This window comes from Brevibacterium sp. ACRRH (genome assembly GCF_022346365.1).
Taxonomy (GTDB): domain Bacteria; phylum Actinomycetota; class Actinomycetes; order Actinomycetales; family Brevibacteriaceae; genus Brevibacterium; species Brevibacterium paucivorans.
Genome location: NZ_JAKRMN010000006.1, coordinates 58,642 through 78,007, shown reverse-complemented (window position 1 = coordinate 78,007; position 19,366 = coordinate 58,642). Strand labels below are relative to the sequence as shown.

The 19,366-nt window shown below is 56.9% G+C and carries 24 protein-coding genes and 1 pseudogene; 16 read left to right on the top strand and 9 right to left on the bottom strand.

Annotated elements, in window-relative coordinates; all coding sequences use genetic code 11:
- Window positions 1–42: 42 nt before the first annotated feature.
- Complete coding sequence (locus tag MHX53_RS07615) at window positions 43–414, bottom strand: hypothetical protein (protein WP_239271945.1); 372 nt, start codon at window positions 412–414, stop codon at window positions 43–45.
- A gap of 83 nt (window positions 415–497) precedes the next feature.
- Entirely contained in the window at window positions 498–1,238 is a 741-nt protein-coding gene (gene phnF / locus MHX53_RS07610; protein ID WP_239271943.1) for a phosphonate metabolism transcriptional regulator PhnF, read from the bottom strand.
- A gap of 171 nt (window positions 1,239–1,409) precedes the next feature.
- Between phnF and phnG the strand changes: the two genes are divergently transcribed.
- The 16 genes and pseudogenes from phnG to MHX53_RS07530 all read left to right on the top strand — a co-directional run bounded on the left by phnG (window position 1,410) and on the right by MHX53_RS07530 (window position 14,799).
- The gene (gene phnG, locus MHX53_RS07605; RefSeq protein ID WP_239271941.1) at window positions 1,410–1,898 is read left to right on the top strand and encodes a phosphonate C-P lyase system protein PhnG; all 489 of its coding nucleotides are present in this window, start codon (window positions 1,410–1,412) and stop codon (window positions 1,896–1,898) included.
- 5 nt (window positions 1,899–1,903) lie between these two features.
- Entirely contained in the window at window positions 1,904–2,533 is a 630-nt protein-coding gene (gene phnH, locus MHX53_RS07600) for a phosphonate C-P lyase system protein PhnH (RefSeq protein ID WP_239271939.1), read from the top strand.
- On the top strand, window positions 2,533–3,639 hold the full coding sequence (locus tag MHX53_RS07595) for a carbon-phosphorus lyase complex subunit PhnI (protein ID WP_239271937.1): 1,107 nt from the start codon (window positions 2,533–2,535) through the stop codon (window positions 3,637–3,639). The genes phnH and MHX53_RS07595 overlap by 1 nt, the downstream gene beginning before the upstream one ends.
- On the top strand, window positions 3,632–4,510 hold the full coding sequence (locus MHX53_RS07590; protein ID WP_239271935.1) for an alpha-D-ribose 1-methylphosphonate 5-phosphate C-P-lyase PhnJ: 879 nt from the start codon (window positions 3,632–3,634) through the stop codon (window positions 4,508–4,510). The genes MHX53_RS07595 and MHX53_RS07590 overlap by 8 nt, the downstream gene beginning before the upstream one ends.
- Before the next feature lies 1 nt (window position 4,511).
- Window positions 4,512–5,315 (top strand): phosphonate C-P lyase system protein PhnK, encoded by an 804-nt coding sequence (gene phnK, locus MHX53_RS07585; RefSeq protein WP_239271933.1) that lies wholly within the window; start codon window positions 4,512–4,514, stop codon window positions 5,313–5,315.
- Between the two features lie 8 nt (window positions 5,316–5,323).
- Window positions 5,324–6,043, top strand: coding sequence for a phosphonate C-P lyase system protein PhnL (gene phnL, locus MHX53_RS07580; protein ID WP_239271931.1), 720 nt, complete (start codon window positions 5,324–5,326; stop codon window positions 6,041–6,043).
- The gene (locus MHX53_RS07575; RefSeq protein ID WP_239271929.1) at window positions 6,043–6,744 is read left to right on the top strand and encodes a DUF1045 domain-containing protein; all 702 of its coding nucleotides are present in this window, start codon (window positions 6,043–6,045) and stop codon (window positions 6,742–6,744) included. Before phnL ends, MHX53_RS07575 begins: the two co-directional genes overlap by 1 nt.
- A 5-nt stretch (window positions 6,745–6,749) precedes the next feature.
- Complete coding sequence (locus MHX53_RS07570) at window positions 6,750–7,931, top strand: alpha-D-ribose 1-methylphosphonate 5-triphosphate diphosphatase (RefSeq protein ID WP_239271927.1); 1,182 nt, start codon at window positions 6,750–6,752, stop codon at window positions 7,929–7,931.
- Between the two features lie 2 nt (window positions 7,932–7,933).
- Window positions 7,934–8,512 (top strand): AAA family ATPase, encoded by a 579-nt coding sequence (locus MHX53_RS07565; protein WP_239271925.1) that lies wholly within the window; start codon window positions 7,934–7,936, stop codon window positions 8,510–8,512.
- A gap of 78 nt (window positions 8,513–8,590) precedes the next feature.
- A complete protein-coding gene (locus MHX53_RS07560) occupies window positions 8,591–9,535 on the top strand; it encodes a phosphate/phosphite/phosphonate ABC transporter substrate-binding protein (protein WP_239271923.1) in 945 nt (314 codons plus the stop codon).
- 103 nt (window positions 9,536–9,638) lie between these two features.
- Window positions 9,639–10,463, top strand: coding sequence for a phosphonate ABC transporter ATP-binding protein (phnC, locus tag MHX53_RS07555; protein WP_293850245.1), 825 nt, complete (start codon window positions 9,639–9,641; stop codon window positions 10,461–10,463).
- A 16-nt stretch (window positions 10,464–10,479) separates the two neighbouring features.
- Window positions 10,480–12,195, top strand: a complete 1,716-nt coding sequence (phnE, locus tag MHX53_RS07550; protein WP_239271921.1) for a phosphonate ABC transporter, permease protein PhnE — start codon at window positions 10,480–10,482, stop codon at window positions 12,193–12,195.
- A 103-nt stretch (window positions 12,196–12,298) separates the two neighbouring features.
- On the top strand, window positions 12,299–13,090 hold the full coding sequence (locus tag MHX53_RS07545; protein ID WP_239271919.1) for a hypothetical protein: 792 nt from the start codon (window positions 12,299–12,301) through the stop codon (window positions 13,088–13,090).
- A gap of 237 nt (window positions 13,091–13,327) precedes the next feature.
- A pseudogene (locus MHX53_RS07540) lies at window positions 13,328–13,489 on the top strand (IS481 family transposase); the annotation flags it as partial.
- A 60-nt stretch (window positions 13,490–13,549) separates the two neighbouring features.
- On the top strand, window positions 13,550–14,647 hold the full coding sequence (locus MHX53_RS07535; protein WP_239271917.1) for a relaxase/mobilization nuclease domain-containing protein: 1,098 nt from the start codon (window positions 13,550–13,552) through the stop codon (window positions 14,645–14,647).
- A gap of 11 nt (window positions 14,648–14,658) precedes the next feature.
- Window positions 14,659–14,799, top strand: a complete 141-nt coding sequence (locus MHX53_RS07530; protein ID WP_239271915.1) for a hypothetical protein — start codon at window positions 14,659–14,661, stop codon at window positions 14,797–14,799.
- A 101-nt stretch (window positions 14,800–14,900) separates the two neighbouring features.
- Here the strand turns inward: MHX53_RS07530 and MHX53_RS07525 are convergent, their stop codons facing one another.
- The 7 genes from MHX53_RS07525 to arsB all read right to left on the bottom strand — a co-directional run bounded on the left by MHX53_RS07525 (window position 14,901) and on the right by arsB (window position 19,332).
- Window positions 14,901–15,062: a hypothetical protein gene (locus tag MHX53_RS07525; protein ID WP_239271913.1), complete on the bottom strand. Its 162-nt coding sequence runs from the start codon at window positions 15,060–15,062 to the stop codon at window positions 14,901–14,903.
- Between the two features lie 142 nt (window positions 15,063–15,204).
- Entirely contained in the window at window positions 15,205–15,372 is a 168-nt protein-coding gene (locus MHX53_RS07520; protein WP_239271911.1) for a hypothetical protein, read from the bottom strand.
- Window positions 15,373–15,417: 45 nt separating this feature from the next.
- Window positions 15,418–16,296 (bottom strand): permease, encoded by an 879-nt coding sequence (locus MHX53_RS07515; RefSeq protein WP_239271909.1) that lies wholly within the window; start codon window positions 16,294–16,296, stop codon window positions 15,418–15,420.
- Window positions 16,286–16,681, bottom strand: coding sequence for a metalloregulator ArsR/SmtB family transcription factor (locus MHX53_RS07510; RefSeq protein ID WP_239271907.1), 396 nt, complete (start codon window positions 16,679–16,681; stop codon window positions 16,286–16,288). Before MHX53_RS07510 ends, MHX53_RS07515 begins: the two co-directional genes overlap by 11 nt.
- Before the next feature lie 47 nt (window positions 16,682–16,728).
- Entirely contained in the window at window positions 16,729–17,799 is a 1,071-nt protein-coding gene (locus MHX53_RS07505; RefSeq protein WP_081046163.1) for an ArsO family NAD(P)H-dependent flavin-containing monooxygenase, read from the bottom strand.
- Entirely contained in the window at window positions 17,792–18,217 is a 426-nt protein-coding gene (locus MHX53_RS07500) for an arsenate reductase ArsC (protein ID WP_239271905.1), read from the bottom strand. Before MHX53_RS07500 ends, MHX53_RS07505 begins: the two co-directional genes overlap by 8 nt.
- Complete coding sequence (gene arsB / locus MHX53_RS07495; protein WP_239271903.1) at window positions 18,214–19,332, bottom strand: ACR3 family arsenite efflux transporter; 1,119 nt, start codon at window positions 19,330–19,332, stop codon at window positions 18,214–18,216. The genes MHX53_RS07500 and arsB overlap by 4 nt, the downstream gene beginning before the upstream one ends.
- Window positions 19,333–19,366: the final 34 nt, after the last annotated feature.

Below are 19,366 nucleotides of genomic sequence, written 5' to 3'. Positions count from 1 at the left end.
CCGTCGACATTGCGGAACTGCGGGAGCACAGAAATCAGCTCGTCACTCCTCCAACTTTGTGTGTGGAATCCGGAACTGATCGACCGCCTCGGCCACCCGTTCCATCTGCAGACTGTCGCTGCGTCCAAGTGAGACTACACCGGTGGACAGAAAAACCGGTGAGTGCGAGGTGCGGTTCATCCGCAACCACGCCTCGCGGGAGTACATGAGAGCGTCGATGTATTCGGGGCCTTCGTGGTACGCAACGCGAAAAAGTCTGCTCTCACCGGCGTAACCAGCCGAGGCGTTGACTGCAGCGTTTTGTTCGATGCCCACGACAGAGTAACCAGAGCGCGCTAATCCAGCCACGATGTTTGCGCCCACAGCCCCAAGGTCGATCACCGTGAAATCGCAGAAGGTTGCCATTGCTGTCACGCCCCCCTCAATAGTGATCCATGTCACTATTGAAAAATCCCACAATAGTGGCGCAACTGACGCAGGCGGTTACTTAAAGAGCGTCACGTGGGACTGTCAACACTGAGCCGAACTCTCTGAGCAGCAAATTTTGTAATGAGGTACTGAAGCGGTTTCCCATCGATCTGAACATCAAGAGCTTCTGCCACCAACACAATCGATCCGTACGGCAACGAAAGCTCCCGAGATTCACTCTCCGTAGCATGCCGCGCAGAGATGGTGGTATGGCTCCTTAAGTAGTCATGAACCCCTAAAGCTCGAAGAGATTGAGTAACTGAACCAGTCTTCTGAAGGGTCGCGACAAAATTTGGAAAGCTTGCATGGTCAAACCATCGATCACTAAGCGAAAACGGAGAACCATCCACATAATTAACTGTTTCCACCCGCAAGGTCGGTGAACCCTCTTCAATATCAAGCTGCCGAGACACCGCAGTTGTCGCATCCTCTTTACAGCTACTGAGCACATGGCTCTTCGAAGTTGTACGGCGCCCAACACTCGCACTAAAACGAGTACGCAGACCAATACGGTGCGTATAAACCGCCTGATCGGCAACGAAGACCCCAACTCCCTGACGCGACTCAACCAACCCCTCATCTGCTAAGGCACCCAAGGCACGTCGAACTGTATGCCGGTTAACCCCAAACCGAGCCACCAAAGCGTTCTCAGACGGAAGTCGCTCCCCCTCGGAATAAACTCCGCTCAAAATTTCTGAACGCAACTCTTCTGCTATCAACCGCCAAACGGCGTATCCAGCAGCTGACATTGATGAAGAAGCACTCGCCATTGTGTTCACCCCTTACGCGCTCCGCCCACATGTATGGTCTACCCCTATTTCACACCACCGCCAAGTGTTTACCGTCTATTGGTAGAAATGCCACCGTCGGTTTCACTCAGTGTTCACTTACCCACCTGAACCTTTACTTGTATAGACAAGTAGACGAGTTCAGGAGAATCAATGAACCGGTCCCCTAACGAATACGGCGAGTTATGGCGCAGATCCTCTCGTGTACTAGCAAATACAGAAGTTTCCACGATCGAGAAGCATTGGAGCGCGTGGGAATCTCGTTGCGAGGTGGAACAGCTCCGTAGCCCCGAAGTGGGCATGGTGATGGTTCAAGGTCGTGCAGGTGGTGTGGGCGATCGCTTCAATTTAGGAGAAGCTACCGTTTCCCGCGCTACGGTCGCCGTAGCTCTTGACGGTCACAGCAAGACAGTGGGGAACGCGTACGTCCTAGGCAGTGATGTACGTCATGCAGAGCTCATCGCGATCTTCAACGCTTTGCTCGTTGGCGAAGGTCAGCACCGCGTGCTCAGTGAGGTCGTTGAACCTCTCGAAAGGGACCTCGCCAAGAAAAACGCAGAAAAACACGCAACAGCTCAAAGCACCTTAGTGGAGTTCTTCACTGTGGCACGCGAAAGCCAGTTTGAGGACGAAGAGGACTAATGAACATGGATACACAAGCATACGTGCCTGGGTTCGCCCGTGCAGTACAGAACAGCCAAAGTATATTCCGCATCATTCTTGAAGCGATGTCGAGGCCTCTGCTGGTTCAGCAGCTTTCCGATGAACTGATAAGCCAGATCATTCCACCTGCAGAATTATCGCCAACGATGTGCGCCTCACTTCTTACTCTCTGCGACGAGAACACGCCGGTGTGGCTTGACAGCCAGCTCTCGGCGTCCGTGTCACAGTGGCTGACGATCCAAACTGGAGCACCAGTAACTGACCGCCTCGAGGATGCTGACTTCGTTGTTGTTTTCGACCAAAACTCCTTTCCTGGGTTATCGGCGTGCAAACTAGGCAGTGACGAGGAACCACACAAGTCCGCGACGCTCCTCCTCCATGTCGAGAACAACTGCCCCACGGCCTTCTACACGGTGAGCGGTCCAGGAGTGAATGGTGATTTTCTGTGGGATAACAACACAGTGCGGGATCACATCATCGAAGACCGCGCTTCACTTATGTCGCAATTTCCGCGAGGTGTAGACATTCTCCTCGCCGGCGAATCCACCATTCAGGGATTGCCACGAACTACTGCCCTCACGCTTGCAGACAACCGCGATCGGAGTAAAACCTAATGTACGTTGCTGTTAAAGGTGGCGAGCGCGCAATAGCGAATGCACACGCGCTCTTGGACATGAGGTCCCAGGGACTATCCACCCCTGTTGCCACGGAACAAATCAAAGAACAACTGTCTCACCTCGTATCTCGTGTAATGGCAGAGGGCTCCCTCTACGATGAAGATCTCGCCTCAATGGCGCTACTTCAAGCACAAGGAGATGTTCTCGAAGCAGTCACACTCATTCGTTCTTACCGCACCACTCTTCCGCGCTATGGCAACTCCATAGCAATCGAAACTGACCAGTTGCCACCTGAACGACGTGTTTCGGCAACATTTAAGGACTTGCCTGGAGGTCAGCAACTAGGTGCGACGTTCGACTATACGCACCGTCTTCTGCGAGAAGATCTTGGCTCTGCGGAAGCCCCCGAACGTGTCTACGTAGAACGCGAATACCCACGCATCACAGACATCTTGGGTACTGATTCGCTGATCGAACCGGAGGTACCAGAAGACTGGAGCGACCCGGACCCCGCCGACTTGACACGTGAACCAACTGTTTTCCCTATGACGCGGCCCGAACGGCTTCAGGCGCTGACCCGTGGAGATGAGGGATTTCTGTTAAGCCTCGGTTATTCAACACAGCGCGGTTTCGGCCGAACGCACCCGTTTGCGGGTGAAATACGCGTGGGCGAAGTCGAGGTCGAATTCGAAGCGCCGGAAATCGGCTTTCCACTACCTATCGGTCGCCTCGAAGTGACCGAGTGCCAGATGGTAAACCAGTTTGTCGGTGATGACAACACCCCACCGCAGTTTACTCGTGGCTACGGCTTGGTGTTTGGCCGATCTGAGCGCAAAGCGATGTCAATGTCGCTTATCGACCGTGCACTTCGTGCAGACGAATTTGGAGAACGCCGCGTATCACCAGCGCAAGATGAAGAGTTCGTCATCAGTCACGCCGACAACGTCCAAGCTACTGGGTTTGTCGAGCACCTCAAGCTCCCCCACTATGTGGACTTCCAGGCCGAACTCGGCCTCCTTCGGGCGTTGCGGAAACAGAGTAAAAACAGCGACGCAGATAGTTCTTCAGACACCACAAACCAAGGAACTGACATCAATGGTTGAAACACGGATTCACTACAACACTGGATATCTGGATGAGCAGACAAAACGAGTCGTGCGCAGATCCCTACTCAAAGGAGTCGCGATTCCAGGATTTCAAGTTCCTTTTGCATCGCGTGAAGTCCCCATGCCACGTGGCTGGGGAACAGGTGGTGTACAGGTTACGGCCGCGATCATCGGCTCAGCTGACACCCTCAAGGTTATTGACCAAGGAGCCGATGACACAACCAACGCAGTTTCGATTCGGCAGTTCTTTGAAAAGGTTGCCGACGCGTCCACAACGACTCACACCGAAGAAGCCAGCATCATCCAAACCCGCCACAGGATTCCTGAAAAGCCCTTAGTCAAAGGGCAAATCATGGTGTATCAAGTTCCGATCCCCGAACCTCTCCGCTTTCTGGAACCACGGGAAACGGAGACAAAACGACTCCACGCACTGGAAGAATATGGGCTGATGTACGTCAAACTGTATGAAGACATTCAGCGGTACGGTCATTTTTCGACAACTTATGACTACCCGGTTCTGGTCAACAGTCGCTATGTAATGGCTCCCTCGCCGATCCCAAGCTTCGATAATCCCAAGCTTCATCAGAGTTCAGCACTACACCTCTTTGGTGCCGGTCGCGAAAAGCGCATTTACGCCGTGCCACCCTACACAGATGTAGAGAGCTTGGGGTTTGAAGACTATCCATTTGAGCCTCAGACCTTTGATACTCCATGTGAAGTGTGCCGCTCCACCGGTGTGTATCTCGACGAAATTGTCACGGACAACGACGGAACGGTTATGTATGCCTGCTCGGACACCGATTACTGCGAATCCGTAGTAGCAGCGTCCACCGGCAACTCGCCTGACTCAACATCGGGAGACCACTGAAATGAAATTACAAGACACAGACGCGAAGCCTCTGCTCGAAGTAAAGAGTGCAAGCCACCTGTACGGTTCTCACTACGGTTGTCGCAACGTCAGTTTTGATCTGTGGCCGGGAGAAATTGTCTCGATTGTTGGTGAGTCAGGTTCGGGAAAGTCCACGCTCTTGGGGATGCTGAGCCAGAAACTTTCTATCGACGAGGGATCAATCCTTTACCGCACACGGGGTTCGCTGGACAAGGACCACGAGCTCGACCTCAGCGAACTCTCCGAAAAAGATATTCGACGCTTGTGGCGAACCGAATGGGGGTTTGTCCATCAAGACGCGACTAACGGTCTCCGGATGTATGTAAGTGCGGGAGCAAACATTGGCGAACCCTTGATGTCCAATGGCGAGCGTCGATTTTCCGTTGTTAACAGCGCAGCCAGCGAATGGCTTAAAAAAGTAGAAATTCCTCAATCGCGGATCTGCGACTCACCAGATATTTTTTCAGGGGGAATGCGGCAGCGACTACAGATCGCCAGAAACCTTGTCTATCAACCTCGGCTGGTTTTTATGGACGAACCCACGAGTGGTCTTGACGTCTCGGTGCAAGCCCGCCTCTTGGACCTCATCAGGCAACTGGTGGCCGAACTCAACGTCGCGATGCTGCTCGTCACGCACGATCTCGCTGTGGCCCGGCTCATTTCGCACCGGACAATCGTCATGAAAGACGGACAGGTCATCGAATCTGGCTTGACCGACAGGGTCCTCGAAGACCCGCAAGCTCCGTACACACAGCTCCTCGTATCCTCTATTCTGCAAGGTTGATTCGCACCATGAAAGACACCACTGTATTGAGCGTCAACGACGTCAGCAAGACGTTTACGCTTCATTTGCAAGGCTCGCTTGAGCTTCCTGTGTTGAAAGACGTTAACTTTTCCGTTGATCAAGGAACATGTGTCGTGCTCGGTGGAGATTCCGGGGCAGGCAAGAGCTCAGTAATGAAAATGGTATATGGCAGCTACAAAGCTGATTCTGGCTCGATTCGTGTGCACAGTGACGAAGATACTGTGGACCTCGTTCAAGCATCAGCGCGCACCATTTTGTCCGTGCGACGCAACTTCATGGGATATGTCAGCCAGTTTCTGCGAGTTGTTCCCCGTGTATCAACCTTGGACATCGTTGCTGAACCGCTCATTACTGAGGGACACGAACCTGAGGTGGCCCACGACACCGCTCGGGAGCTGCTTTCACGGTTGTCAGTGCCTGAACGTATGTTGTCTATTCCTCCAGCAACGTTTTCGGGTGGCGAACAACAGCGTGTGAACATCGCGCGTGGCTTCGCTTCTCAGCGTCCACTCCTCCTCTTGGACGAACCAACGGCATCCCTCGACGCGAAAAATCGAGATGTCGTCGTCGAAATGATCCGGGAGCGTCAAGAGACCGGTACCGCAATCCTGGGGATCTTCCACGACCAATATGTTCGTGATGCCGTAGCGGATTTCACTTTGGATGTTTCAGCTTTCTCAGCTAACGCGCCCCGGGAGTACCAGTAATGCGTTACGCAATCTACGCAGTTCCTGGCGCCTCGCCGGAAAACGATTCGCAAGACGCTCGACGTCTTTTCGAAACGGCTTCCGCGTGGTTTGCTGATCCACAGTTCGAACCTTTCGTTCAAAAGGCCGCACGATACGGATTTCACGCAACTTTGAAAGCTCCGTTCCGGCTCGCAGAAAATGTGGACGAAGCGCAACTCTTAGACGAAGTGGATTCGTTCTGCAAGACCACTCAGCCAGTGGTGATTCCTCAGCTTTCGCTCGCAACGATTGGACGTACGGAGAAGTTCTATGCGCTCGTTCCCGGGGACCCCAACCGGATAGGCGAGGTCAATGATTTTGCTGCTCGAGTGGTCAAAACATTCGATAAGTTCCGAGCTCCGCTCAGACATGACGAATGGCTCAAACGTAAACCCAACGAACTAACTGATCACCAGAAGTATCTCTTGAACGAATGGGGCTATCCCTGGGTATTTGACCAGTTCAAACTGCATTTCACACTCACCGACTCCGTGTCCGAAACACATAGCAACGCACTGAAACGAGAAGTTGCTCAACGGTTTTCGTGCTTTCAAGGTTCAGACATTGAGCTTCGCACACTCGCTGTGTGTGTGGAACCGGTACCTAGAGAACCCTTTCGCGTTTCGTCGATTCACTCGCTCTCATCTGGCAACGCTCTCAACAAGCAAATGAACAGGTAGCAACCATGTCTCTCGTACTCAATAACGCTCAGATTGCGCTTCCCACCGGTGACATTACTGGGTCAGTAACCGTCGAAAACGGCGCTATCGCGGATATTTCAGAAGACCCGCGCCTCAACGTCACGGGTTTTGAACACCACGATTTCAACGGCGATTACCTCATCCCCGGGCTGGTTGAACTGCACACAGACCAAATTGAAACGCACTACCAGCCACGTCCAAAACGATTCTGGGACCCAATTCCTGCAGTCCTAGCCCACGATGCACAAATGGCGGCCTCAGGCATAACAACAGTATTTGATGCTATTCGGATAGGTACCGGCCCCACTGACGGCAACTCAATGGCTCGTAGCGCTCACAAACTTATTGAAGCCGTAGAGCACGCTGCGGGTGCGGACTTGTTGAGAGCTGAGCACTTCATCCACCTTAGGTGCGAAGTGTCAACAGCAGACGTCGTTGATATGTTCGATCAGCTTGCTGATCACGAGCTGATTCGTTTGGTTTCTCTCATGGACCACACACCTGGTCAACGCCAATACGAAAACATCGAAGCGTTCAAAACATACATGCTGGGCAAAGGCCGTCTGACCGAGGGCGAGTTCGATGAGCATGTCCAAAAGCTCTACGCGCTGGCCGAAAAGTACTCCGACCTCAATCGCAAGCTACTTGCGGAGCGCGCCAACGCGAAGAATCTCACAAAGGCAGCACATGACGATGCCACCTCGGCACATGCAGACGAGTCTGCCAGTCTCAACGTTGCAATATCAGAGTTTCCCACCACTGTCGAAGCTGCACACGCTGCCCGAGGTCACGGACAACAGGTTCTGATGGGCGCACCGAACATTGTCCGTGGTGGCTCGCACTCGGGAAATGTGGCTGCGATTGATCTTCTACACGAAGGACTCCTCAACATTTTGTCGAGCGACTATGTACCCGCCAGCCCGCTCCAGGCAATGTTTGCGCTTGTTGCACAGGGACATCTGTCAGTGTCTGAAGCCTCAGCACTGGTGAGTAGTAATCCCGCGCGTGCCGTCGGCCTCGAAGACAGAGGTGTAATCGCGCCGGGGTACCGAGCAGATGTCGTTCGTGTCCATGTCCACACCGGTACCCCAGAGACGCACCAACCTGCGCACCTGCCTATTCCGGTGGTGCGAAGTGTGTGGCGTTCCGGAAAGCGAGTCGTATAGCTATGACACGTTCACGCACAGGCGTTTTCGTCGCAGTCGTCGGACCTTCAGGCACTGGAAAGGACTCCATCATTGATGGTGTTCAACGCGTACTGGCGTCGACCCACGCAGAAATCGCCGATGACTTTATCTTTACCCGCCGATATATAACTCGTCCTAAAGGAAACGGAGAAGATCACGTAGAAATATCTCACGACGACTATTTACAGAAGAAAAAAGACGGAAAGTTTTCACTTACGTGGGAGGCCCACGGCCTGTCCTATGCGCTTCCCTGTGAACTTATCGACTACGTGAAACACGGAAAAATCGTAGTAGCCAATATCTCTCGTGGGGTTTTGAAAGAACTGCCGGACGTGTTTGGGAACTCATTAACGGTCAAAGTCACTACCGATGAAAGCGTCCGCCTCGAGCGTCTCTTGAAGAGAGGGCGTGAAGAGGCTGACGACGTTCGCAAGCGCCTTGGCAGGGACGACCCAGCCCCGGAAGCCGACACAGACCTCGTGATTGAAAATAATGGTTCGCTTGATGATGCGATTAGCACGATGTCCAGGTTTCTCCTCGATATAGACGAATCACACTGACCCCCTATCAGCACCACCCCCAACTAGATCCACTTAAAGCACAGCATCAGAGTTTTCCTCATGTTGAAGGAGCCCTTCATGTTTCTTTCCACCATCAAGAAAGTAATCCTTTCCGTAATCGGGGCCACGCTAGCACTGACTCTCGCAGCGTGCGGTGGCTCATCGAACGAAAAGAAGAACCCTGAGTGGCCTGACACGATTACCTTTGCTTCTATTCCTTCAGAGTCGTCAACCACACTGGCCAAGAGTTTCGAGACCACGGTCAAAATGCTTGAAAAAGAGCTCGGTCTCAAAGTCGAGGTTCAGGAAGTAACAAGCTATGCGGCGGTTATCGAAGCTCTCCGCGCCGGCCAAGTCGGAATTGGGGCTCTTGGACCGTTTTCGTATGTGGTAGCTGCAGACGGTGACGCGGGAGTCAAACCCGTTGGGGCAGTTGCGGAATCGCCCGATGCCAAGCCTAGCTACACCTCACTCGGAATTACAAAGGCAGACAGCCAGATCGCCTCGTTGAAAGACTTCAAAGGCAAGAAGATCTGCTTCGTTGACCCAACCTCAACGTCTGGATTCCTCTTCCCATCCGCAGGCTTGTTACAAGAAGGCATTGACCCGGACTCTAAGGACATTACAAAAGTGATGGCTGGTGGACACGATTCATCTGCATTGTCGGTTGCCGACGGAACTTGCAACGCCGGGTTCGTTTCCGACCCGACAATGAAGACGCTCATTGAAAAGGGTCAGATCGATAAGAATGCAGTTAAGACTGTATGGACTTCAGAAGAAATTCCCGGATCTCCCGTGGTCGTAAGTACGCAGTTGCCGGATGACTTGCAAGAAGAAGTCACCCGTGTATTCCGTGAAAAGATCAATAAACCAGCCATGGTGGAAGATGGCATCTGTGACTCAGAGGAAAACTGTGTGTTGCCTGAAGAAGGCGCTTACGGATATGTGCCGGTTGAAGACAACTTGTATGACGGAATCCGCAAGGTGTGCGACATCACCCAGTCTGAAAGTTGTGTTAAATAGCGGTTAACTACCGTCTCATATGTTCCCACCGCTTTGCGGTGGGAACATATATCTAGCTTTGACTCGTAAAACCCTCAGGTAAACATAGCCGAAAGGTGAGACCGTGCCACGTCATTCTGCCACCCACACTGCGTCTGCTGATCATCCTCGCAGCGAGAGCAATTCTGTTCTAGTTCGCTTCGATCATGTCACCAAAAAGTGGGGTGACGTGACTGCCCTCGACAACGTTTCAGTGGAATTCTTACCTGGCGAAATGAATGTCTTGCTGGGCCTTTCAGGATCAGGAAAATCCACGCTCCTACAACATATCAACGGATTCCAGAAGCCCACCTCTGGTTCTGTCCAAACGCTAGGCGTATCTGTCAAAGACGCATCTCGCCGCTGCCTTAGAGAGTTGCGCTCTAGCGTGGGCATGATTTTCCAGCACTTTCATTTGGTCGGATCGATGAGTGTTCTCGAAAACGTCTGTACCGGGGCGCTCGCGTCCCTACGAGGACCGCGGTTGGGCTTGTTTAGTTACCCCCGCGCAGTTAAAGAGGATGCTATGCATCGTCTAGCACGCGTTGGTCTGGCTGATAAGGCATTCCAACGAGCAGACAAGTTATCAGGTGGACAACAGCAACGGGTTGCAATCGCAAGATCACTTATCCAGCAACCCACTATTCTTTTGGCCGATGAGCCGGTAGCCTCACTCGACCCGATTTCCTCAGTAGAAGTCATGGAACTCCTACGCGGAATATGTGAAGAATACGGAATCACCCTTGTATGTAGTTTGCACCAAATAGATCTAGCGAAAGAGTACGGAGACCACATTTTTGGGTTAAATTCCGGCCGGATCGTCATGAACGAAAATTGCTCATCGATCTCTCGTGAAGACTTACTCAGTGTTTACCAGGGATCAGGCGCACAACGCACACGGTCGAATTAGTGTAGGCGGCAACACAATGGCACAAAGCTCTGTTCTTGTAAATCAACCTACTGTCTCTGTGAACCGGCGGCGCATCAGTCTTACGAAAGTCAACGAATATGTGGCTAAGACAGTCTTGGTTCTACTCGCAGTCGCCGCGGTGTGGTCGCTCGTTGATTTAGGTTTTACACCATCAAAGCTTTTCACCGGTTTTGAGAAATCAGTAGATTTCGTCAAGCGAATGTTCCCTCTGGACTTTCCACCCGTGGGGGAAATCTTTGCGCTCACCGTTCAGACTCTCGCATACGCTGCCGCAGCAACTGTTCTCGCGGTAATCATTAGTCTTCCGGTAGCTTTTCTTTCAGCTAAGACTACGGCGCTCGGCGAGACAAGCTCATTACTGGCTCGTGGATTTATTGTGCTGATGCGGGCAATTCCAGATCTTGTCTTTGCCATTGTCTTCTTCCGTATTTTTGGCCTCGGTTCCCTCCCTGGCGTACTGGCCATGGGCTTGCACTCGATCGGAATGATCGGCAAGTTGTACGCAGATTCAATTGAAGACCTAGACCAAGGGCCGCTGACATCTTTGCGTTCTACAGGAGCCCAGCGCTATCAGCAAGTAATTGCAGGAGTATTACCGCAGCTGATGCCACAGGTCGTTGCTACTGCGCTACACCGGTTTGACATCAATATTAGAGCCTCAGTTCTTCTGGGTTTCGTAGGCGTTGGCGGATTGGGCTACGCCCTTTCTGAAGCTCTTTCAACAATGACCTATCAGCGTGGCATGGCCCTGGCCCTAGTCGTCTTAGTTCTGTGTCTCGTTATCGAGCTTATTTCGGGGTCAATTCGCCTTGCACTGCTCGGGCGACAAGAACTGCCTAAAGGCTTGCAAAAGATTTTCGCTAAACGGTCGGACACGACAAAGAACAATCACGACTCGCACTCGCCACAGGTGCTATCTTCAGGTCGAATTCGTGTCTCGCCCAGGTGGGACAGCGCGAGAATCTCGCGCTTTCTATCTGTGGTCCTCGTCCTCCTGATAGTTGTAGGGTCGTGGACCTATGTTGAGGCGACTCCGTCGCGAGTGGTTGAAGGTCTCTTAAACATCCCGAATACGGCCGGCCATTTCTTCCCACCTTCGGACGGAGGAATTGGTGAGACTTTCGCCGAAGCGATGCTTGTTACAGTTCAGATCGGGCTTGCGTCCACGCTGATTGGTGTGGCCTTAGCTATCCCGATCGGGTCGTTGGCCGCCCAAAACACCAGCCCCAGTCCGCAGATCGCAGCAATTTTCCGCACACTGATTGTGATTATTAGAGCCCTTCCCGAGTTGATTCTCGCGATCGTGCTTATCGTCATGATGGGTCTTGGCCCGGTTCCAGGAACTATCGCTCTTGGTATCGGCTCTGTAGGTCTCCTGGGCAAGTTGGTGGCCGATTCGCTGGAAGAAACCGACACACGTGTGCAAAATGCTACAAGAGCCTGTGGGGCCGGAGAGTTTCAAATATATGTAGCGTCTGCATTTCGCCAGGCTATGCCAGCCTTTGTTGCTCACATTCTTTACCAGCTTGACCACAACATCCGATCTGCAACCCTTTTAGGGATCGTGGGCGCGGGCGGGATTGGTTACTACCTGCTTGAAGCGAACCGAGTGTTGCAGTTTGATGTTGTCAGCTACATCGTGATCATCATATTGGTCACGGTGCTGGTCCTAGAACTTATCTCTGTCTGGATTCGGCGAACGATACGTTGAAGAACTATTGGCTACACGTCGAGCCTGGGACTGATTATTCCAGGCTCGACGCAGTGATAAAGCGGGTGTTCAACACATGCTCGCGTTTCGCTACCCTTACACTATGTCACATCCACCACACCGCCCTATTGGAAACCTTCAAGGAGTAGACGCTCAGTGGGCGTGGTCAGTTGTTCACCGGCTCAATCACAACGGGGTGGATCACCTCACTGTGAACCGAACCGTGGAGTACCTTCACTACGTCGTCGGGTCGTCAGGACGCGCTCCCCTGTCACAGACTCTGGGCGACCCCTACCGCTTTGCCGACGTGGTCACGAGGAATCCTGAAGCTGTCTTTACCGCTTCGGAAAGTGAAGCGCTCAAAAATGAGTCAGTCATGTCTTTGGGAAAGCGCATTGGTAATCCCGTTCACCTCGGTGGAATCGCCTTGGTGTTTGTGTTGTTGCTGGGTTTCTGGACTGGCGCACTCACCGGGCTGATGTTCCGTGAGGGCACTGAGTCAACCCCGCTGACAGCAGGTTTTTTGCTGACTATTGCAGCGTTTGCCACGTTCTTTGCTGTCATACTTGCTGCTCCAGCCCGCTGGACGCTCGCGCGCCCTATCCTCAGCATTTTTGGGTGGGTCCTGTTCTTCGTCGTCGTGATTGCGGTCGGCGTGCTGTGGGCGCAGCCGATTTTGATGTTGCCACGCATGTGTGTCGCATTGGCCACTGTGATGTTCTCCGTTGGAGGCGCTGTCACAGCGTGGGTTCTGGCCGCCCGGGCAAAACGCAAGGGGTCCCACAACAAATCGATCGTTGGGCACTTGCGGTTCTTGGGTTTCTTTACCTTGATTGGCACGTGGGCAATAGCTCTGATCACATACTTCGATATCGACTTAACGAAGTACAGCTAGTGTCTTTTCCACGATCAACGTGCGTGGATTCAATGGTGCCCGCGACAGTGTCCTGCGTCAGGACATAGTTGACACCAACACCCAGCGGTTTTGTCCAAGACAGTTGACACATCAGTCAGGACATCGTTGACACTTCCACCCCACTCCCGCACCAGTGGTGATAGTTGACACATCAGTCGCGACATCGTTGACACATCCAGCCAGCGACAATGAGCCATGAGCTACAACAACCCCAACCTCGCCATCGGCCGCGCCCACACAGGCACACGCGCACTCACCGTCATCACCGGCAACCACGCACTAACAACCAACACAGAAACCGGAGAAATCATCGCCGAACACAACATCGACACAAGCAAGAACACCCACCCCACCCAAACACAAACGCCACAAAGCTAGAACAACGCTCTAACCCTGCGGCGTAAAGTGTCAACCATGTCGCGACTGACAATGTCAACTATGTCCCGACTGATCACATCCGTGGCGGTGCTCAAGGACCGCATCAGCGCGACGCTCGAGCAGGACGACTTCACTGACTTCGAGTCCTTTGCTCGGGCGGCGCGGGCCAACGGTGTGGACGCCGAGGAGCGCGGCAAGGGTGTCAGCTATGCGATGCTCCGTCTCGGTTTCGACGGGGCGGACTACATGCCCATCGCGACGTCGGACAAGCGCCGGGCCTCCAAGCTCGGGCGTGACTTCGAGAAGACCGCGATCGAGGCTGCGATCGAGCGCAACATCGAGGCCGAGAAGCAGCGCGCCAAGGCTCCCAAGGTGCCCGAGCGCGAGTTGCCGGTCGACCCGGTCGCGTCCCGGCTGGACGCGATCATGGCCGACGCGCCGGCGCATGAGGCTGCGCTTGATGATGTCATGCTGTGGGAGCCGAAGTCTCCCGCAGCGCAGGGGGCTCAGGTCGAGGACGAGGACCTCGAGGTCGCACCGCGCCGTCGGCGCCGGGCGACGACCGACGAGGACCGTGACCGCGACGAGACGGCCCCGACGGTCACGGGGCCCGTGCAGTCCCCGCAGACGGCCCAGGAGCCCCTCGAGCACAAGAAGATCGACGGTTTCTACGGGATCGACAAGACGGGCCTCGAGCTCATCGCGCGGCAGAGAGCGAAGCAGCCCTCGATGGTGGACTTCCAGCTGCGGGCAGGCACCCATGCGGCCTACGGCCAGCACGGCCTCAGCCTCCACCAGGCAACGAGTCCGTCGGGCAAGAAGCACGGCTTCATCCAGATCAGTCGACAGAAGGTTGCCGAGCTCGAGCAGGCCGCTGGCGACAACTACGTCGACATCAAGGGCGATCGTGTCTCCGGTGTGGTCGCAGATGTCACCTACAACGAGAAGCGGGGCCCGTGGCTGCCGAGCCGCTTCGGCAAGTCGAAGCTCGAGCCGGTCATGCAGGACACGATGCGTCAGCAGGCCGAGGCGCAGCGCGAGGCGCGCGAGCAGGGGCTCTTGTCCCGGTCGCGCCGGGCCAAGCTCGACATGCAGGCCCGTGAACAGACCATCGAGATCTCCCGTTACCACGATCGTGGCTACGGGCTGGGCGACTAGGAGAGGGGGTGATGGACATGGCACTGGGTCCGATCGAGATCGCCGACATGCGCGATCGCGCCCGTCAGGTGCTGCACGAGGCCGATGATGCCGAGGCCGAGGCGCGTCGTCATGAGGACGAGGCGCGCAGGATCACCGGCAGGGTCCGATGATGGAGACGACGGAATAGCCCCGGCCAGGGCCGGCCGGGGCTATCGGTGAAGAGGGAGAGATCCATGCTCGGCAGGTGCGCTGGGCCGTTCGTGATCTTGGGTCAGGTGAGTTCGGTGATGAGGTCGCGGATGCGGGATCCGATCTCGTTATGGATGGGGTGCACAGCGTCGAGCCCAAGTCCTGCGGGGTTGTTCACCTGCCAGTCCTCGTAGCGTTTGCCGGGGAAGATCGGGCAGGTGTCGTCACATCTCGTCGTGCTCACTGCAGCTGAGGTCTGCGCGGTATCGGTGGCGAGCAGCGTGGCATGGTCGAAGGGTTGGATTGCGCACACGGCGAGGGCCTCGCCAGTGGCGGGGCCCTCGTGGCTGTTCCTATGACACAGCTTCGAAGTTCCGTGGGAAGGATCAGCCTTCTGTGTTGGCGTCCTGGCAGCAGCTCATGCCTGTCTGCTGAGGTGCTTCAGTGTTGGTGTTCTGCTGCTTATCGGCTTCGTCGGCCGGGATGATCTCGACGTTGCAGCAGTCCGACTGCTCGTTCTTCGAGCGTCCGGTGAACAGGTCCTTCAGTCCCATGGTGGTTCCTTTCCTGTGGTGGGTTTACAGGGACAGTTGTCGGGATCAGGCTGTGATCGTGAGGATGTAGCCGCCGGCGATCGCGACGGCCAGGATGGTGACGACGAATGTCACGAGAAGCCGTGGCTTGAAGACCGCCGTGAGCATCGAGACCTCTGGCGGGGAGGCCCCGGCCCCGCCGATCATCAGGGCGAAGATCGGGCCGAGGGCCACACCGACGGACTGGAGGGCCAGCCCGATCGGGAGCATGGTCTCCAAGCGGATGTAAAGTGGGATGCCGATGATCGCCGCGAGGGGCACCGCCCACCAGATGTTGGCTCCGGCGAAGGCGGTCAGCTGATCCTCGGGGACGAACTCGTAGATCGCGGCTCCGATCGCCACGCCGATGAGCATGGGCACAAGCAGGGGGCGCAGATCGGTCCAGGCTTGGCGGAGCGCTCCGGGCATCTCGCCGCGCATTCCTTTCCACGGCTCGGGCGTCTTCTCGCCCTGCACGCGCACGCGCTTGAGCGCCTTCTCCAGGCCCAGGCCGCGCCATACCCACGGGGCGAGCAGTGAGACGGCCAGGGTGAAGAGCGTGAAGACGATGGCGGTCGTCCACCCGAAGATGATTCCGATGCTGCCGACGATGATCGGGTTGAGCAGCGGTGAGGCGATGAGGTATGTCATCGCTGTCTGGAAGGCGACCCCGGCGTTGAGCATTCCGACCAGCATCGGCAGTGTCGAGCAGGAGCAGAATGGAGTCACCGCCCCCAAAAGTAGTCCCTTGATGGGTCCGGGGACTTTCCCGCTGCTCATCCAGTCGCGCATCTTCTCCGGGCCGAATCGCCGGTTGATCAGCGCGACGGCGGTCGAGACGACGAGGAACAGGGCCAGCAGCTCGCCCAGCAGCAGTGCGAAGGTGCCGAGCGTGTCAGTCAGCATCGGTCACCACACTGCGCGCCGGGATCTCGGCCTCGGTGCAGCAGGCTCGCTGTCCGGCGGGAGTCAGGGTGGCAAGGTGGGCCAGCCATTGAACTGGGGCGGCCAACTGTTCGCAGCAGATCGAGATGAGGTTCGACCGGCCCTGCGGGGCCACTTCGATCAGTTCCGCTTTGAGCAGGGCGGAGACGTGGTGGCTGACCAGTGCCTGGCTGAGGCCGGTGGCCTCCTGCAGCTGCTTGTTCGTCTTGGCGCCATCGGCGAGGCACAGCACGATTGTCAGACGGTTCTCGTCGGCCAGAGCCGAGAGGGTGGGGGCCAGGTAGGTGGCGCGTTCTTTGGCCGAGAGGTCCGAGGCCACGGCCGGAATTTGTATCGGTGAAGACATGCCCCCACACTAACAAGCGACTGCTTATGACACAAGCGACGGCTTATCTATTGTGGGGGTGACGCCGCGGGGAGATGGCTGGTGATGTCATGGACTGCGTCCTTGGCCGTCCTGCCCGTCCCGATCAGGGTGGCTGAGGCGAAGCCGGTCCAATCCCCGTACCCGAGCAGATGCAGGCGGGGCTCGTCGGCGGAGCGTGTGCCGATGGTCTTGGGCACGCCGTTCTCGCGCCTCAGGCCCAGGGAGGCGAGATGGTTCAGGGCGGGACGGAAACCGGTGCACCAGATGATCGCGTCGTAGGGATCCATGGTGCCGTCGCTCCAGGCCGCTCCCTCGGCGGTGAGCCGGTCGAACAGGGGGCGGGGACGCAGCACGCCGCGGTCGCGGGCAGCACGGACACTGGGGACCATGACGATGTCGCCTAGACCGGAGACGCCATCGGCATGTGTTCCCGCCTTCCGGGCGGCTTCTTCTCGGGTGGCGGTGTCGAAGAGCACGCGGCCATCGACATCATCGGGCATGAACCGGGGCGGGTGTCGGGTCGCCCAGGTCGTCTCCGCGATGGTGGAGACCTCGGCGACGATCTGCGCGGCGGAATTGCCGGCACCGACGACCAGCACCCGCTGGCCGCGGAATCGCTCCGGGACGGAGTAGTCGACCGTGTGTAGCTGCTCGCCCGCGAACTCGGCCATGCCCGGATAGGCGGGCATGAAGGGGGTTTCCCAGGTGCCGGTAGCACTGATGACAAACGCGGCGTGCCAGGTGCCCCGGTCGGTCTCAACGCTGAGCCCGCGGCTGTGGGCGCGGACGTCGCTGACCTGGACGGGCCGGTGCACGGGCAGCTCGTAGCGCTGTTCGTAGTCGTGCAGGTACTCGACGACGTGACCGGCGGTGGGGAACCTCTCGCCCCGCTGGCGCGGCATCGGCCAGCCCGGCAGCGGGCTGTACTCGGCCGGGGAGAACAGTCGCAGCGAGTCCCAGCCATGACGCCAGGCGCCGCCTGCACGGTCCTGCCGGTCGAGGATCACGAAGTTCAGCCCCGCCCGGCGCAGATAGTAGCCGGCGGCCAGGCCCGCTTGGCCACCGCCGATCACAACGACGTCGGCATGCTCACTCATCGGTCTCCTGAGGACCGAGCAGTTCGGCGATGAGGATGCGGACGCGGGTCTCGATCTCGTTCCGGATAGTGCGCACTTCCTGGAGCCCAAGCCCTGCGGGGTCGTCGAGCTGCCAGTCCTCGTAGCGCTTGCCGGGGAGAAACGGGCAGGTATCGCCGCACCCCATCGTGATGACCACATCAGCGGTCTGCACCGCGTCGGGGGTCAGCAGCTTCGGACGCTCGGCCGTGATGTCGATGCCGACCTCGCGCATGGCCTCGACCACGGCCAGGTTGAGCTGGTGGGTGGGCTCCGACCCAGCGGAGCGGACCGCGATGCGGCCCGCGGCGTGGTGGGTTAGGAAGGCGGCGGCCATCTGGGAGCGCCCGGCGTTGTGGACGCAGACAAACAACACCGTCGGAGTGGTATCGGTGGTCATCGGGGGCTCGCTTCGTTCTGGTAGGGGTCGGTGCGGAACCAGCGGCGTGCAGCCCACAGGGAGACGTAGACGAGAGCGACGAGGACAGGCACCTCGATTAACGGGCCGACCACCCCGGCCAGGGCCTGCCCACTGGTTGCGCCGAAGGTGCCGATGGCGACGGCGATGGCGAGCTCGAAGTTGTTGCCCGCCGCGGTGAACGCCAGCGTGGTGGATCGGGCGTAGCCGAGGCCGATGCCCTTGCCGAGCAGGAGGCCTGCGAACCACATGAACGCGAAGTAGACAAGCAACGGCAACGCGATCCTCGCGACATCGAGGGGATTATGCGTGATGGCTTCGCCTTGGAGGGCGAAGAGCAGCACGATCGTGAACAGCAGCCCGTAGAGCGCCCACGGCCCGACGCGCGGGATGAACTTCTCCTCGTACCAGGCGCGGCCCTTGCGTTTCTCACCGATCCAGCGGGTCGCGAACCCCGCGACCAGCGGTACGCCGAGGAAGACGAGCACGTTGAGGGCGATCTGCCCGACCGAGACGTCCAGACCCTGGGTGTCGAGGCCGAGCCAGCCGGGGAGGGTCGTGAGGTAGAACCAGCCGAGGAACGAGAACGCGATGACCTGGAAGATCGAGTTGATCGCCACCAGCACGGCGGTGGCTTCGCGGTCACCGCAGGCGAGGTCGTTCCAGATCACGACCATCGCGATGCAACGGGCCAGGCCGACGATGATGAGGCCGGTGCGGTACTCCGGTAGATCGGGCAAGAACAGCCAGGCGAGGGCGAACATGACCGCGGGGCCGAGCAGCCAGTTCAGCACCAGCGAGGACACCAGGAGTTTCTTGTCGCCGGTGACGGCGGCGATCTTGTCGTAGCGGACTTTCGCGAGCACCGGGTACATCATCACCAGCAGGCCCAGTCCGATCGGCACCGAGATGCCCGCGACCTCCATCCTCGTGAGCACGTCAGCCAGGGCGGGGATGAAGCGGCCCAGGAGGAGGCCTGCGATCATAGCCAGCCCGATCCAGACCGGCAGCCACTTATCCAACGTCGACAACTGCCGCCTCGCCGCAGGCGCAGGCGCTGGGGTGTTCGTGCTCGTGGTGTTCGGGGGTGCGGGCATCGTGCTGCTCAGTCTCCTCGTTAGCTCGGGGTAT